Here is a 16,601-nt window from a genome sequence, read left to right on the forward strand (position 1 = left end):
ATGCTCCGTCCGTCCTCCCCGGGCCGCAAGGGTCTGCGGGGCGTCCGGATCGACCGGTACGACGACTTCGCCGGAATCTCTTGCTGAAAGTTGACGCAAACGGTTACGGTCGCCGGACTGCCCACCTCCGGCACGACGTCGTGCCGTGACGAAGGAGTCCCGATGGTCGGCGCCCGCCCGCGTCCTGGCTCGTCCCTGCCCCCCGGCCGGCCCCGCCCGGCCCCGTCCCACCGTCCCCGCCTCGGCCGCCGGCTCTCGGCCGCGGGCACCGCGCTCGCCGTCGGCGCCGTCGGCGCGATCGCGGCGCTCGTGCCCACCGCCGCCTCGGCGGCGCCCGGCGGCGTCGCACTCGTCGGGAGCCTCCAGAGCGAGCTCGGCTGCGCGGCCGACTGGGACCCCGCCTGCCCCGCGACCGAGCTGGCCCCGACCGACGTCCCCGGCCGGTTCGCCGCCACCTTCGAGGTGCCCGAGGGCGCCCACGAGTGGAAGGTCGCGCTCGACGACGCCTGGGACGCGTCGTACGGCGCGGACGGCACCGACGCGAACACCCCGCTCGTGCTCGCGGGCCCGGCGCGCCTGACGTTCACGTACGACGACACGAGCCACCGCACGGTCGTCACCGTCACCGACCTGCGCGGCGGGTACACGGACGCCGACGCGGACCTCGTCGCGGAGCCGGTGCGCGACCCGGGCGCCGGCGAGCAGTTCTACTTCGTCATGACGGACCGGTTCGCCAACGCGGACCCGTCCAACGACACCGGCGGGCTCGAGGGCGACCGTCTCGTCACGGGGCTCGACCCGACCGACAAGGGCTTCTTCCACGGCGGCGACGTCGCGGGGCTGCGCGAGCGGCTCGACTACGTCGAGGGGCTCGGCACGACCGCGATCTGGCTGACGCCGTCGTTCCTCAACCGGCCGGTGCAGGGCGAGGGCGCGGACGCGTCCGCCGGCTACCACGGCTACTGGGTCACCGACTTCACGCGCATCGACCCGCACCTCGGCACGAACGAGGAGCTCGAGGCGCTGATCGACGAGGCCCACGCGCGCGGCATCAAGGTGTACTTCGACATCATCACGAACCACACCGCGGACGTGATCGACTACGCCGAGAAGCAGTACACGTACGTCGAGCAGTCCGCCGAGCCGTACCGCGACGCCGCCGGCGAGGCGTTCGACCCGGCCGACTTCGCCGGCACCGACGACTTCCCCGCGCTCGACCCGGCGACGTCCTTCCCGTACACCCCCGTCGTCGACCCGGCCGACGCCGACCTCAAGGTCCCGGCCTGGCTGAACGACCCGACGCTGTACCACAACCGCGGCAACTCGACGTGGACGGGGGAGTCCGTCACCTACGGGGACTTCGACGGGCTCGACGACCTCATGACCGAGCACCCCGACGTCGTCCAGGGCTTCGTGGACGTCTACGAGGCGTGGGTGGACCTCGGCATCGACGGCTTCCGCATCGACACCGTCAAGCACGTGAACGGCGAGTTCTGGGAGACGTTCACCGCGGGCATCGCGGAGCACGCGGCGTCGGTGGGCAACCCCGACTTCTTCATGTTCGGCGAGGTGTACGACGCCGACTCCGCGAAGACCGCGCCCTACGTCCGCGACACGGACATGAACGCCGTCCTCGACTTCTCGTTCCAGGCCGCCGCGGCGAACTACGCCAAGGGCCTGCCGGCCGCCGGCCTGCAGGCGCTGTACGCGAGCGACGACCGGTACACGACGCCGACGGGCAACGCGCAGGCGCTGCCGACCTTCCTCGGCAACCACGACATGGGCCGCATCGGGTACGCGGTCAAGGACGCCGGCAGCGCGCAGGACCGCTCCGGTCTCGCGCACACGCTCATGTACCTCACGCGCGGCCAGCCGGTCGTCTACTACGGCGACGAGCAGGGCTTCGTCGGCGCCGGCTCGCTCGGCGGGAAGGACAAGGACGCGCGGCAGTCGCTGTTCGCGACGCAGGTGCCGGAGTACGCCGACCAGGCGCTGCTCGACGGCACGACCGCCGGGTCCGTCGACCGGTTCGGGACCGACACGGCCCTCTACCGGCACATCGCGCGCCTCGCGGAGCTGCGCGCATCCACGCCGGCGCTGACGGAGGGCGCGCAGGTCGAGCGGTACGCCGACGGCCCGGTGTACGCGTTCTCCCGCGTCGGCGACGACGACGTCGAGCACCTCGTCGCGACGAACAACGCCACGACGGCCGCGACCGTCACGGTCGACACGCTCACCCCCGGTGCGACGTTCACGCCGCTGCTGGCGACCACCGGCACGACGACGGCGGACGGGCAGCCGGTCACCGCCGCGGCGGACGGCACGGTGGAGCTCGCCGTCCCGGCGCTCGGTGCGGTCGTGCTGCGTGCCGACGCCCCCGTCGCGGCGGGCGACGACGCGATCACGCTCACCGTGCCCGGTGCGGGCGCGGCGGTCACGGGCTCGGCCCCGGTCGTCGCCGACGTCGCCGACGACGTCCTCGCGACGACGTCGTTCGCGTACCGCGTCGTCGGCTCGGACGGGTGGACGCCGCTCGGCACCGCCGAGACGACGAGCCCGCGCGTCTACCACGACGTCGACGACCTGGCCCCGGGCACGCTCGTCGAGTACCGCGCGGTGCGCGAGGACGTCACGGGCGGGCGCAGCGCGGCGTCGACGTACGCGAGCGTCGGCGTGGCCGTCGACGGCGTCGTGCCGCCGACCGACCCGACGGACCTCGTCGTGAGCGTCCCCGGCAGCCACAACGCCGCGATGGGGTGCCCGGGCGACTGGCAGCCGGACTGCGAGGCCGCGCGCCTCGAGCAGGTCGCGGGCTCGGTCTACGCCGGCACGTTCACGCTCCCGCCCGGCTCCTACGAGTACAAGGTCGCGATCGGCGGCACGTGGGACGAGAACTACGGCGCCGGCGGTGCGCCCGGCGGCGCGAACATCACGTACACGGTGGCCGGCGACGCGCCGCAGCAGGTGACGTTCGTGTACGACCACGCCACGCACCAGGCGACGTCGTCCGCGCAGGGCGCGCTGATCACGCTTCCCGGCAGCGCGCAGAGCGAGCTCGGGTGCGCCGCGGACTGGGACCCCGCCTGCCTGGCGGCCGTCCTCATCGACGGCGACGGGGACGGCAGCGCCGTCTTCACCGCCCCCGACCTGCCCGCGGGCACCTACGAGGTCAAGGTCGCGCACGGCCTGAGCTGGGCCGAGAACTACGGCGCCGGCGGCGCGGCCGGTGGCGCGAACATCGCGTTCTCGACGCCCGGCGGGCAGCCGGTGACCTTCACGTACGACCTCGCGACGCACGTGCTCACCGTCGGCGTGGCCGACCCGCCGCTGCCCGGCACGGGGCAGGCCGCGGCGTACTGGGTCGAGCAGGACCTGCTCGCGTGGCCGACGTCGCTCGTCCCCGCGGGCACGGACGCCGCGGACCTGACGTTCACGCTGCACGGCGACCCCGCCGGTGCCCTCGAGGTCGTCGAGGGCGAGGTGACGGGCGGCGAGACGCACGCGCTCGCGGTCGACCCCGACGGGCTCGGGGCGGGCGTGCTCGCGCGCTTCCCGGCGCTCGAGGGGTACCTCGCCCTGCGCCTCGCCGACGCGGACCGGGCCACCGTCGAGCGCCTGCTCACCGGTGAGCTGCTGGTCCGCCAGGCCGGTGCCGACGGCGCCGGCCAGGCCGTGACCGGGGTGCAGGTGCCGGGTGTCCTCGACGACCTGTACGCGGACCGGGCGACGGACCGCACGCTGGGCACCACGTGGCGCAAGGGCGCCCCGAGCCTCGCGCTGTGGGCCCCGACCGCGCAGGACGTGGACCTGCTGGTCTGGCCCGCCGACCGCCGGGGACGCCTCGACACGTCGGCCGAGCCGACGCGGGTTCCCGCCGAGCGGCAGCGCGACGGCGCATGGACGGCCTCCGGCCCGAAGGCGTGGGCGGGCGCGGCCTACCTGTGGGAGGTCAGCGTCTACGCGCCCACCACGGGGAAGGTCGAGGTCAACCGGGTCACCGACCCGTACGCGGTGGCGCTGACGCTGAACAGCACGCACGGCGTCCTCGTCGACCTGGACGACCCCCGGTACCGGCCGAGGGAGTGGGAGCGCACGAGGCAGCCGGTGGTGCGGCCCGTGGACCAGACGATCTACGAGCTGCACGTGCGCGACTTCTCGATCTCGGACGCGACGGTGCCCGAGCGGCTGCGCGGCACGTACGGGGCGTTCGCGGTGCGCCGCAGCGACGGGCGCGACCACCTGCGCCGGCTCGCCGACGCCGGGCTCACGACCGTGCACCTGCTCCCGACGTTCGACATCGCGTCGATCGAGGAGGACCGTGCGCAGCAGGCGACGCCGCAGTGCGACCTCGCGTCGCTGCCGCCGGACTCGCCGGAGCAGCAGGCGTGCGTCACGGCCGTCGCCGGGCGGGACGCGTTCAACTGGGGCTACGACCCGTGGCACTGGACGGTCCCGGAGGGCTCGTACGCGGTCGACGCGACGGGCGGCGCGCGCATCGCCGAGTTCCGGTCCATGGTCGGCGCGCTGCACGCCGACGGCCTGCAGGTGGTCCTCGACCAGGTGTTCAACCACACCGCGGCGAGCGGCCAGGACGCGAAGAGCGTGCTGGACCGGGTCGTGCCGGGGTACTACCACCGGCTGAACGCGACGGGGCAGGTCGAGACGTCGACCTGCTGCCAGAACGTCGCGACCGAGCACGCGATGGCCGAGAAGATGATGGTCGACTCGGTCGTCACGTGGGCCCGGGACCACAAGGTCGACGGCTTCCGCTTCGACCTCATGGGCCACCACTCCCGGCAGACGATGGAGAAGGTGCGGGCCGCGCTGGACGACCTGACCCCGCGCCGCGACGGCGTCGACGGCTCGAAGGTGTACCTGTACGGCGAGGGCTGGAACTTCGGGGAGGTGGCCGACGACCGGCTGTTCGAGCAGGCCACGCAGGGGCAGCTCGGCGGCACCGGGATCGGCACGTTCTCCGACAGGCTGCGCGACGCCGTGCGCGGGGGCGGACCGTTCGACGAGAACCCCCGCGCGGTCCAGGGCTTCGGCTCCGGCGCGTACACCGACCCCAACGGCGACCCCGGCAACGGGACGCCGGAGGAGCAGCTCGCACGGGTGCGGCACCAGGCCGACCTCGTCCGCCTCGGCATGGCGGGCAACCTGCGGGACTACGGGTTCCTGACCAGCGCGGGCGAGGTCCAGCAGGGCGACGAGATCGACTACAACGGGCAGCCGGCCGGGTACGCCGACTCCCCGGAGGAGGTGGTCACGTACGTCGACGCGCACGACAACGAGACCCTGTTCGACAACCTGTACCTGAAGCTGCCGCAGGACACCCCGATGGCCGACCGGGTGCGCATGAACACCGTCTCGCTCGCGACGACCGCGCTCGCCCAGACGCCGTCGTTCTGGCACGCGGGCGCCGACCTGCTGCGCAGCAAGTCGCTCGACCGCAACAGCTACGACTCGGGCGACTGGTTCAACGTCCTCGACTGGTCGGGCCAGACCAACGGGTTCGCCCGCGGCCTGCCGCCGGCGGCCGACAACGAGGCCAAGTGGCCGTACCAGCAGCCCCTGCTGGCCGACCCGGCCCTCGTCCCGACGCCGCAGGACGTCGCGACGGCGAGCGAGGCCGCGGCCGAGCTGCTGGAGCTGCGCTCCTCGACCCGCCTGTTCCGCCTCGGGTCGTCGGACCTGATCCGGCAGAAGGTCACGTTCCCGGGCTCGGGTCCGGACGCCGACCCGGGCGTGGTGGTCATGCACGTGGACGACCGCGTGGGCTGGGACCGCGGGCAGCGGCGCTGGCGCACCGACGTCGACCGGCGCCTGGACGGCGTGCTCGTCGTCGTCAACGCGTCCGACGAGCCCACGACGCAGACGGTCGAGGCGCTCGCGGGCCGGCGGTACGCCCTGTCGCCGGTCCAGGCGCGCGGGCACGACCCGGTGGTCCGGACCACGACGTGGCAGCGGGGGACCGGCACGGTCACCGTGCCGCCGCGCACGGTGGCGGTGCTGGTGGAGCAGGCGCCGCACGGCTCGGTCCAGGACCTGTGGGACGGCCTGGGCGACTGGTGGCGCGGCCTGTTCGGCTGAGCACGACCGCCGCGCGCGGTGCGCGGCGCATCCGTCGAGCGCGGGCGTCCTCGGACGCCCGCGCTCGACGCGTGTCCCGGCTGCGGGTCGACCTGCGCGGTGACGCCAGTCAGGGACCCGCCTGAGTTCGCAGGTCGAACGCTCGGGCGTCCGTGGTGGCGCGAGGGACGTCCCGTTCGCCCTGGTCACGGCCGGGAAACGCCAGGACACGATGTGGTAACGAGAGTTGCCATCGTCGTGCCTTCAGGTCTTGAATCCAACCGAACGCCGCGTGGCGGTGCGGGCGGAGCCCGTCGCACGCCGGACGGACCGGGCAACGGGTGCTCGGACCGAGTGCGGCACGACAAGGAGCGGACAACGATGTCACTGGGTTGGAAGAAGACTGCAGCAGGTCTGGTCACCGCCGGTCTGCTCGTCGGCTCGCTGGCCGCGTGCAGCCAGGAGCGCGAGAGCGGCTCGGGCGGCGGCGAGGGCGGTGCGGCCGCGGCCGAGGACACGCTCGTGGGCATCGCGATGCCCACGAAGAGCCTCGAGCGGTGGAACCGTGACGGCCAGCACCTCGAGGAGCTCCTCCAGGGCTCGAGCTACGAGACGACGCTGCAGTACGCCGACAACAAGGTGGACCAGCAGATCACCCAGATCGAGAACATGATCAACCAGGGCGCCGACGTCCTCGTGATCGCCCCGATCGACGGCACCACGCTCGGCCCCGTGCTCGAGCAGGCCGCGTCGCAGGACATCACGGTCATCGCCTACGACCGCCTCATCAACGACACGCCGAACGTCGACTTCTACGCGACGTTCGACAACTACGAGGTCGGCAAGATGCAGGGCGAGTTCATCGTCGAGCAGCTCGACCTGGAGAACGCGGCCGGCCCGTTCAACCTCGAGCCGTTCGCCGGCTCGCCGGACGACAACAACGCCAAGTTCTTCTTCTCCGGCGCGTGGGACGTCCTCAAGCCGTACGTGGACGAGGGCAAGCTCGTCGTCCCGTCGGGCAAGGCCCCGGCCTCGAACGAGGAGTGGCAGAGCATCGGCATCCAGGGCTGGGGCTCCGACACCGCCCAGGCCGAGATGGAGAACCGCCTCAACTCGTTCTACGGCGGCGGCCAGAAGGTCGACGTCGTCCTGTCCCCGAACGACTCGCTGGCACTCGGCATCGCCCAGGCCCTCGAGGGCGCCGGCTACGCCCCGGGTGCGGAGTACCCGGTCCTGACCGGCCAGGACGCGGACCTCGCGAACGTGCAGAACATGCTCGCGGGCAAGCAGTCCATGACGGTCTGGAAGGACACCCGCACGCTGGGTGACCAGGTCGCCAAGATGGTCGAGCAGATCATCGAGGGCCAGGAGGTCCAGGTCAACGACGAGGAGACCTACGAGAACGGCGAGAAGGTCGTGCCGACCTTCCTCCTGCCGCCGGTGGTCGTGACCCCCGACACGGTCGAGTCCTCGCTGGTCGAGTCCGGCTTCTACGCCGCGGACGACCTCGGTCTCTGACGGGCACCCGCCCGTACCCATCGGAACCGCACGCTCGGCCGGTCCCGTCCCCGCCCGCAGGGGCGGGGACGGGACCGGCCGGCCCGCGGCGGACCCTAGCTGAGGACACATGGACACCGAGCACATCCTCGAGATGCGCGGCATCACCAAGAAGTTCCCCGGCGTCGTGGCGCTGTCCGACGTCAACCTGGCGGTGCGGCGCGGGGAGATCCACGCCATCTGCGGCGAGAACGGCGCCGGCAAGTCGACGCTGATGAAGGTGCTCTCGGGCATCTACCCGCACGGCTCGTACGAGGGCGACATCGTCCTCGACGGCGAGGTCCAGGAGTTCCGCGGCGTGCGCGACTCCGAGCGGCGCGGGATCGTCATCATCCACCAGGAGCTCGCGCTCTCGCCGTACCTGTCGATCGCCGAGAACATCTTCCTCGGCAACGAGCGCGTCGAGCGCGGCGTCATCGACTGGAACCGCACGAACGCCGAGGCGGCCAAGCTGCTCGCGCGCGTGGGCCTCGACGAGCGCCCCGACACCAAGATCGTCGACATCGGCGTCGGCAAGCAGCAGCTCGTCGAGATCGCGAAGGCGCTCTCGAAGGAGGTGCGCCTGCTCATCCTCGACGAGCCGACCGCCGCCCTGAACGACGAGGACAGCGCGCACCTGCTGGGGCTGATCCGCGACCTCAAGGCCGAGGGGATCACCTCGATCATCATCAGCCACAAGCTGAACGAGATCGAGGCGATCGCCGACACCACGACGATCATCCGCGACGGCCGCACGATCGAGTCGATGCCGATGCACGGCGCCGAGCCGGTCACCGAGGAGCGGATCATCCGCGGCATGGTCGGGCGCTCGCTCGACAACCGGTTCCCCGAGCACACGCCGACCATCGGCGACGAGGTGCTGCGCATCGAGGACTGGACCGTGCACCACCCGGTCGACCAGACGCGCAGGGTCGTGGACGGTGCGAACCTCACGATCCGCCGCGGCGAGATCGTCGGCCTCGCGGGCCTCATGGGCGCCGGCCGCACCGAGCTCGCGATGAGCGTGTTCGGCCGCTCCTACGGGTCGAACATCTCCGGCCGCCTGTACAAGGACGGCAAGGAGATCCACGCGAACACCGTCCAGCAGGCCATCGCGCACGGCATCGCGTACGCGACGGAGGACCGCAAGCGGTTCGGCCTCAACCTCATCGACACGATCGAGCGCAACGTCTCGGCCTCGGCGCTGAACAAGCTGGCCCGGCTGGGCGTGGTCGACCGCCGCGGCGAGGGCCGCGTCGCCGAGCGGTACCGCCGGGAGATGAACATCAAGGCGCCCAGCGTGGCGTCCGTGGTCGGCAAGCTCTCCGGCGGCAACCAGCAGAAGGTCGTGCTGAGCAAGTGGATCTACGCCGATCCCGACGTGCTCATCCTCGACGAGCCGACGCGCGGCATCGACGTCGGCGCCAAGTACGAGATCTACACGATCATCAACCGGCTCGCGGACGCCGGGAAGGGCGTGCTGGTCATCTCCTCGGAGCTGCCCGAGCTGCTCGGCATCTGCGACCGCATCTACGCGCTCAGCCAGGGCCGCGTGACGGGCGAGGTCGCCCGCGCGGAGGCCTCGCAGGAGCGACTCATGCAGTACATGACGATGGACAAGGACGGGATCGCCCGATGAGCACCAGGACCGAGGTCAACATCTCCTCACCGACGCCGCCGGACCTCCCGCGGCAGTCGATCGGGCAGCGCCTGCAGGGACTCGGCGGCAACGCCCGCCAGTACGGCATCTTCGGCGCGCTCATCGTCATCGTCCTGCTGTTCCAGGTCCTGACGGACGGCAAGCTCCTGCTCGCCAACAACGTCGCGGCCCTGTTCCAGCAGAACGCGTACGTCATGATCCTCGCGATCGGCATGGTCATGGTGATCGTCGCCGGGCACATCGACCTGTCCGTCGGGTCGGTGGTCGCGTTCGTCGGCGGCGTCGTCGCGGTGAGCATGCGCGACTTCGACCTGTCGTGGCCCGTCGCGGTGCTGCTCGGCATCGCGATCGGCGGCGTGGTCGGTGCGTGGCAGGGCTTCTGGGTCGCCTACGTCGGCATCCCAGCGTTCATCGTGACGCTCGCGGGCATGCTCGTCTTCCGCGGCCTCGCGCTCGTCGTCGTCGGCGAGACCGTCGCCGGCCTGCCGTCGTCGTTCATCGCCATCTCCAAGGGCTCGCTGCCCAACGTGCTCGGCTTCGCGTCGAACATGGACGTCGTCACGCTGCTCATCGGTGCGCTCGCGGTCGCCGCGATCGTCATCTCCCAGCTGCGCGCCCGCGCCTCGCTGCGCAAGCACGACCTGCACGTCGAGGCCGCCGGCCTGTTCGTCGCGAAGCTCGCGCTCATCGCGGTCGGCATCGGCATCCTCACGGTCATCCTGTCGTTCTCCGCGGGCGGCACCCCGATCGTGCTCGTCGTCGTCGGCGTCCTCGTCGTCGCGTACTCGTTCCTCATGGGCCGCACCGTCTTCGGCCGGCACATCTACGCGATCGGCGGCAACCGGCTCGCGGCCGGCCTGTCGGGCGTCAACACCCGTCGTGTCGACTTCTGGATCTTCGTCAACATGGGCCTGCTCGCGGGCGTCGCGGCGATCGTCACGACGGCACGTGCGGGTGCGGCCATCGCCGCGGCCGGCCAGAACTTCGAGCTCGACGCGATCGCGGCCTGCTTCATCGGCGGCGCCGCCGTCACCGGCGGCATCGGGCGCATCTCCGGGGCGATCATCGGCGCGCTCATCATGGGTGTGCTCAACATGGGCCTGTCGATCATGTCGGTCGACCCGGCCTGGCAGATGGCCATCAAGGGCCTGGTCCTCCTGCTCGCGGTCGCCTTCGACCTGCTGAACAAGCGCCGCGCAGGCACCCAGTAGCACCACGACCGGCCGGTACGGAAGCGGGTAGGTTCCCCCCGTGAGCAGGCGAGCGGCGTCAGCGGGCTCGCAGTCGTCCCTGCGTGAGGCCAACAAGGCGCTCGTGGTCACCACGGTGCAGCGCTACGGCGGCCTCACGCAGGTCGAGCTCGCGGCCGCCACCGGCCTGTCGGCGGCGACGGTGTCGACGATCGTCCGCGACCTGCTGGCCGCGGGGGTCGTCGACACCGCCGTCACCACCCGCAGCGGGCGGCGTGCCCAGATGGTCACGCTCGCCCGCCGCGTGGGTCTGGCCGTCGGCATCCAGATCGGCCACCGGCACCTGCGCGTCGTGCTCGGCGACTTCGCCCACGAGGTCGTCGCCGAGCAGAGCCTCCCGCTGCCGCACGAGCACCGCTCCGACACGAGCCTGGACCGTGCGGCCCTGCTCGTCGTCGACCTGCTCGAGCGCATCGGCAGCGAGCTCGACGAGGTGGTGGGCATCGGCGTCGGCGTGCCCGCGCCCGTCGACACCAGCACGGGCATGGTCTCGGTGCCCGGCGTCTTCCGCGGCTGGGAGGGCGAGCACCTGGCCCGCGTGCTGGACAAGCGGCTCGGCCGGCCCGTGCACGTCGACAACGACGCGAACCTCGGCGCCCTCGCGGAGTCGACCCTCGGCGCCGCCCGCGGCTACCGGGACGCCGTGTACGTGCGGGCGTCCTACGGGACCGGGGCGGGCATCGTCATCAACAGCCGCGTGCACCGCGGCTTCGCCGGCACGGCCGGGGAGATCGGGCACGTGCAGGTCGACCCGCAGGGGCACATCTGCCGCTGCGGGTCGCGCGGGTGCCTCGACACCGTCGTCGGGTCCGCCGCCCTGCTCGAGCCGCTGCGGGCGAGCCACGGACCGTTGACCCTGCGCGACGTCGTCGCCCGCGCCAGCGGCGGCGATCCCGGTACCGCGCAGGTCGTCGCGGACGCCGGCGCGACGATCGGCGCGGTCGTCGCCGGGCTCGGCATGGCCGTGAACCCGCAGTGCGTCGTCGTCGGCGGGGAGCTCGCCGAGACCGGCGAGGTGCTGCTCCGCCCGATGCGCGACGCGATCCGCCGGCGGGTGCTGCTCAACCAGATCGCGCCGCTGGAGGTCGTGCCCGCCGAGCTGGGTGCCCGGGCGGAGGTCATGGGCGCGCTCGTGCTCGCGCTGCAGTCCGCCGACGTGCCGGTGCGCGTCGACGACGTCGGCGACCTCGAGCCCGCCGAGCCGGCGCAGGTCGGCGACCGGAGAGACCGGGACGACCAGGACGACCAGGAAGACAGACGGGCGGCAGTCGGTTGACGCTGCCGGAGCCGAGGGATTCGCTGCACGTGACACGTGCCCGACGAGGAGCAGGTGGACCGGGGATGGTCGAGAGGACGCGCACGCCGCTGCTGACGATGCGCGGCATCACCAAGCGGTACAAGGCCGTCGAAGCGCTCGTGGACGTCAACTTCGAGGTGCACGCGCACGAGGTGGTCGCGCTCGTCGGCGACAACGGCGCCGGCAAGTCGACGTTGGCGAAGGTGGTCGCCGGCGTCGTCGTCCCCGACTCGGGCCTGGTGGAGATCGACGGCGAGCCGGTGTCGATCCCCAGCCCGAAGGCCGCCCAGCGCCTCGGCGTCGCCACGGTGTTCCAGGACCTGGCGCTGTGCGACAACCTCGACGTGACGGCGAACCTGTTCCTCGGCCGGGAGATGCGCAACGCGGGCGTGATGCAGGACGGCCGCATGGAGAACATCGCGCGCTCCGTGCTGCGCGACCTGTCGAGCCGCATCCCGTCCGTGCGCACGCCGCTGTCGCACCTGTCGGCGGGGCAGCGGCAGTCCGTCGCGATCGCCCGCACGCTGCTGGGCTCACCGCGGATCGTCGTGCTCGACGAGCCCACCGCGGCGCTGTCCGTCGCGCACACCGCCGAGGTGCTCACGCACATCGAGCGCCTGCGCGAGATGGGGCTCGGCGTCATCCTCATCAGCCACAACATGAACGACGTGCGCGCCGTGTCGGACCGCATCGAGGTGCTGCGGCACGGACGCAACAACGGGTCCTTCGACGCGCAGCGGTCCAGCTACGAGGAGATCATCGGCGCGATCACGGGTGCGTGGCAGATGGCCCCCGCGTCGCGCGCGTCGGCACCCGCGGACCGCGAGGCGGCCGGCCGCTGACGGCCGGCCGCCCCGCCGACGAGGTCACGCGCCGCGGGCGCTGAGCGAGCGCAGGCCGAGCCCGCCGAGCAGGAAGCCCACGCCGATGCCGACGAGAGCGGTCGCGACGCCGAACGCCACGACCGAGGTCAGCAGCGACGCGCGCAGGAACGTGCCGGTGGCGACCATGTCGCGCTGCGGGTCGTCCCGGTCCATGTCCGCGTAGGTGCGTCCGCCCGTCGCCTCGTGCAGGTCCGCACGGATGGCCTCCGTCTGGGCCCACGCCTCCCACGGCGTGTCGAGCGGGGCGCCGACGAAGGCGGGAGCGCTCTCGGCGACGGTCACGCCCTCGCTGGCGAGACCCGAGGCCGTGACGGCCCACGTGCCGGCGCCGCCGAGCACGAAGAGCGCGCCCAGGGCGAGCAGGAGCGTGGCGACGAGGCGGGTGGTGCGCGACCCGGGTCCGGCGGCCGGGTCGGCGGGTGCGACGCGATCGGCGGCGGGTGCGGGTGCGGCCGTGGTCGGTGTGGCGGGCGTGCTGGTCATGGTGCCCCCTGGGTGGTCGTCCGGTCGGCGGTGGTGCGGGGCCCACCCTGGCGCGCGGCGGGACCGCCCCGCACCCTCCCGAAACGGTTCGTGGAGGGCTGGGACGTGCGTCGGGGGTGCGGGCTCGGCCTCAGCCCGCCGAGCATCGGGGGCCGCGAGTGTGCACATCCGGTCGTCATGGACGACCACGTCGACAGGCTCACGCGCCGTCCCCGCAGCCGGGGACGCGTCCGCGGCCCCGGCTGGTGCCGGGGCAGGGGTCAGCGGAAGACGATCGTGCGGTGCCCGTCGAGCAGGACGCGGTGCTCGGCGTGCCAGCGGACCGCGCGGGCGAGCGCGCGCCGCTCGACGTCCTGGCCGAGGCGCACCATGTCCTCGACGGAGCGGGTGTGGTCGACGCGCTCGACGTCCTGCTCGATGATCGGCCCCTCGTCGAGGTCGCCGGTCACGTAGTGCGCGGTCGCGCCGATCAGCTTCACGCCGCGGTCGTGGGCCTGCGCGTAGGGGCGGGCGCCCTTGAACGACGGCAGGAACGAGTGGTGGATGTTGATGATCCGGCCCTCGAGCCGGCGGCACAGGTCGTCGGAGAGGATCTGCATGTACCGCGCGAGGACGACGAGCTCGACGTCGAGCTCCTCGACGAGCGCGAGCAGCCGTGCCTCGGCCTCGGCCTTCGTCTCCCGCGTCACGGGCACGTGGTGGAACGGGATCCCGTAGAACCCCGCCATCGGCGCGAGCACCTCGTGGTTCGAGACCACGGCGACCAGGTCGACCGGCAGGTCCTCCGAGCGCTGGCGGAACGCCAGGTCGTTCAGGCAGTGCGCGGCGGTCGAGACCATGACGAGCGTGCGCACCTTGCGGCCGGCGACGTCCAGGTGCCACTGCATCTCGAAGCGCGCGGCCAGCTCGCCGAGCGCGGCGGACAGCTCGTCCTGCGTCGCCCCGGAGGTGACCTGCACCCGCATGTGGAACAGGCCAGACAGCTCGTCGCCGAACTGCTGGGACTCGGTGATGTTCCCCCCGTGCTCGGCGAGCAGGCCCGCGACGGCCGCGACGATGCCCGGACGGTCGGGGCAGGACAGGGTCAGGACCCAGTGCGTGGTCGACTCTTCCGAGGTGTGGGACACGGGGGTCCAGAGTAGTGCGCCGCGCCGGGCGGCTGAGACGATGACCGCATGACGCAGTCCGACCAGCCCGGCCTCGAGATCCGCCCCGTCACCGCCGAGGACGCAGGCGAGCTGCTGACCCTGCGGCGCGCGGCGTTCGTCACCGAGGCCCAGCAGTACGGCGACCCGCGGATCCCGCCGCTCACGCAGACGCTCGAGGAGCTCGTCGCCGACCTCGGGGCGGACGGCGTCATCACCCTCGGTGCGTGGCAGGGGCACCGCCTCATCGGGTCGATCCGTGTGCTCGTCGAGGGGACGAAGGCCACGCTCGGCCGGTTCGCCGTCGCACCCGACCTGCAGGGCCGCGGCATCGGCACCGAGCTGCTCACCGCGATCCTCCCGTACCTGCCCGAGGGCATCGAGGAGGTCTGGGTGTTCACGGGCCGCGACTCGGTGCACAACATCGCGCTGTACAACAAGGCCGGCTACGAGCACCAGCACGACCAGACCGCCGGCGACCTCACCTACGCGTACCTGCGCAAGCTGCTCGGCGACGGGGAGCCGGCGCAGGCCTGACGTCGTCCGCTCGACCCGCACGCCCCGTGACGCAACCTGCACGGGGCGTGCGGCGTGTAGAGGGCATGGACATCACGACGTCGGCGCCCGGGCCGGGGCTGCGCCTCGCGTCCGGCCGGCCGGCCCTCCCCGAGCGGTCCGGGGCGATCGCCACGCCCGCGGACGAGCACGTCCCGCTCGTCCTGGCCGAGGGGCGCGACCGCGACGCGGAGTTCACCGCGTTCATGGCCCAGGCGGCCCCGGCCCTCGCCCGGACCGCCTGGCTGCTGTGCGGCGACACGCACCAGGCCGACGAGCTCGTGCAGCAGGCGCTGGTGCGGACGTACCTGGCGTGGCCGCGCGCCCGTGAGCGCGACCCCCTGGCCTACGCGCGGCGCACGCTCGCGAACCAGCGGATCTCGACGTGGCGGCGACGCCGGCGGGAGGTGCTGACGGAGCCCGCCGGGCTGCCCGACGGCGCGCACCCGCCGGGCGCCGACGCGCACGCCGACCGCGACCAGCTCGTGCGCGCGCTCGCGCTGCTCACACCGCGGCAGCGCCGCGTGGTCGTGCTCCGGCACCTGGAGGGGCTGTCCGAGCGCGAGGTCGCGGAGGACCTCGGCGTCTCGGTCGGCACCGTGAAGTCCACCGCGTCCCGGGCGCTCGCGCGGCTGCGCGCGGAGCTCGGCGACCTCGACGGCAGCGACGAGAGGGGTGCCCGATGAGCACGGACGAGGACTTCGCGACCCGGCTCCGGGCGCGGGCGGACGCGGTCGCGCCGCCGGTCCCGGTCGACCTCTCCGGCGTCGTGGGGCGCGGGCGGCGCCGGCGGGTGGCGCGGCACGGGGCGGTGGCCGCGCTCGCGGTCGTGGCCCTCGCGGGGGCCGGTCTGGGTGCGTCGACGCAGCTCGGGCTGGTGGAGCCGAGCGTGCTGCAGCCCGCCCTGCCGGAGCCGCCGCAGCTGCCGTGGGACGACGAGCCGCCGGCGTCCGCGCCGACGCCCTCGACGGCGCCCACCGTGCAGCCCGACGGCACGGTCGTCGGCGGGGTGGGGGACCCGTGGACGGGCGACGAGCCGTACTGGTACACGGTGTACGAGGCGACGCAGCGCGACCTGACGACGGGTACCACCGAGTCGTTCCGGCGTGAGCAGTGGACGAGCCGGGAGCGGCCGGGGCTGACCGTCACCGACGGCGACCTCGCGACCGCGAGCGGCTTCGGCCCGCGCGTGGTGATGGGGCGCTACCGGATCGACGGCGAGTGGGTCGACATGCTGGACGACCCGAACCGGCTGCCGACGGACCCCGCCGCGCTCGAGGCGGTCCTGCGCGACAGCGTCGAGCCCGACCGCCGCCAGGGCACACCGGACGACAAGGTCGTGGAGATGGCCACGGAGCTGGTCCTCGAGGGTGGGCTCCTGCCGGTCGAGCTGCGCCACGCGGCGTGGCAGGTGGCGGCAGCGGTGCCGGGGGCGGTGGTGACCGAGGGCACGGACTCGACCGGTCGGCCGGGGCAGGTGCTCCGCTGGGACCGCAGCGAGTGGGAGCCCGTGACGTACGTCCGCGACCCGTCGACCGGGCTGATGCTCGAGGTCGTGGACGAGATGGGCTGGCACGCCGTGTACCTCGAGCAGCGTCCGTCCGGTCCGCCGCCGGTCGCGCCCACGCTCGAGAACTCCGGGTGCGCGCAGTGGGTCACCTGCTGACGCGGAGCCCGGATCGGCACCGCGGCGATGCGAGACGTGTCGCCGCCGTGCCG

Annotated in this window: 11 protein-coding genes; 9 read left to right on the forward strand and 2 right to left on the reverse strand. The window is 73.0% G+C overall.

The genetic code is table 11. From position 1 onward, the window contains the following. Positions 1–162: 162 nt before the first annotated feature. The 6 genes from pulA (at position 163) to FB586_RS10510 (ending at position 12,657) form a co-directional block, all read left to right on the forward strand. Positions 163–6,093 carry a pullulanase-type alpha-1,6-glucosidase gene (pulA, locus tag FB586_RS10485; protein ID WP_136519262.1) on the forward strand — a complete coding sequence of 1,977 codons (5,931 nt, stop codon included), beginning with the start codon at positions 163–165 and terminating at the stop codon, positions 6,091–6,093. A gap of 360 nt (positions 6,094–6,453) precedes the next feature. After that, positions 6,454–7,590: a multiple monosaccharide ABC transporter substrate-binding protein gene (gene chvE / locus FB586_RS10490; RefSeq protein WP_136519263.1), complete on the forward strand. Its 1,137-nt coding sequence runs from the start codon at positions 6,454–6,456 to the stop codon at positions 7,588–7,590. Positions 7,591–7,699: 109 nt separating this feature from the next. Beyond that, a complete protein-coding gene (gene mmsA, locus FB586_RS10495; protein WP_136519264.1) occupies positions 7,700–9,247 on the forward strand; it encodes a multiple monosaccharide ABC transporter ATP-binding protein in 1,548 nt (515 codons plus the stop codon). Next, positions 9,244–10,479 (forward strand): multiple monosaccharide ABC transporter permease, encoded by a 1,236-nt coding sequence (mmsB, locus tag FB586_RS10500; protein WP_136519265.1) that lies wholly within the window; start codon positions 9,244–9,246, stop codon positions 10,477–10,479. Before mmsA ends, mmsB begins: the two co-directional genes overlap by 4 nt. A 40-nt stretch (positions 10,480–10,519) precedes the next feature. Beyond that, a complete protein-coding gene (locus tag FB586_RS10505; protein WP_136519266.1) occupies positions 10,520–11,794 on the forward strand; it encodes an ROK family transcriptional regulator in 1,275 nt (424 codons plus the stop codon). A gap of 65 nt (positions 11,795–11,859) precedes the next feature. Then, positions 11,860–12,657: an ATP-binding cassette domain-containing protein gene (locus FB586_RS10510; protein ID WP_136519267.1), complete on the forward strand. Its 798-nt coding sequence runs from the start codon at positions 11,860–11,862 to the stop codon at positions 12,655–12,657. 24 nt (positions 12,658–12,681) lie between these two features. Here the strand turns inward: FB586_RS10510 and FB586_RS10515 are convergent, their stop codons facing one another. Both FB586_RS10515 and purU read right to left on the reverse strand, forming a co-directional pair. Further along, a complete protein-coding gene (locus tag FB586_RS10515; protein ID WP_136519268.1) occupies positions 12,682–13,182 on the reverse strand; it encodes an aromatic ring-opening dioxygenase LigA in 501 nt (166 codons plus the stop codon). A gap of 260 nt (positions 13,183–13,442) precedes the next feature. Further along, on the reverse strand, positions 13,443–14,309 hold the full coding sequence (gene purU / locus FB586_RS10520; protein WP_136519269.1) for a formyltetrahydrofolate deformylase: 867 nt from the start codon (positions 14,307–14,309) through the stop codon (positions 13,443–13,445). Between the two features lie 48 nt (positions 14,310–14,357). Here purU and FB586_RS10525 point away from each other — a divergent pair, with 48 nt between their 5' ends. The 3 genes from FB586_RS10525 to FB586_RS10535 all read left to right on the forward strand — a co-directional run bounded on the left by FB586_RS10525 (position 14,358) and on the right by FB586_RS10535 (position 16,548). Further along, positions 14,358–14,864, forward strand: a complete 507-nt coding sequence (locus FB586_RS10525) for a GNAT family N-acetyltransferase (RefSeq protein ID WP_136519270.1) — start codon at positions 14,358–14,360, stop codon at positions 14,862–14,864. Between the two features lie 65 nt (positions 14,865–14,929). After that, on the forward strand, positions 14,930–15,568 hold the full coding sequence (locus FB586_RS10530) for a SigE family RNA polymerase sigma factor (RefSeq protein WP_136519271.1): 639 nt from the start codon (positions 14,930–14,932) through the stop codon (positions 15,566–15,568). After that, complete coding sequence (locus tag FB586_RS10535; protein ID WP_136519272.1) at positions 15,565–16,548, forward strand: hypothetical protein; 984 nt, start codon at positions 15,565–15,567, stop codon at positions 16,546–16,548. The genes FB586_RS10530 and FB586_RS10535 overlap by 4 nt, the downstream gene beginning before the upstream one ends. Positions 16,549–16,601: the final 53 nt, after the last annotated feature.

The sequence above is a fragment of the Cellulomonas telluris genome (assembly GCF_004886325.1).
GTDB lineage: Bacteria > Actinomycetota > Actinomycetes > Actinomycetales > Cellulomonadaceae > Cellulomonas > Cellulomonas telluris.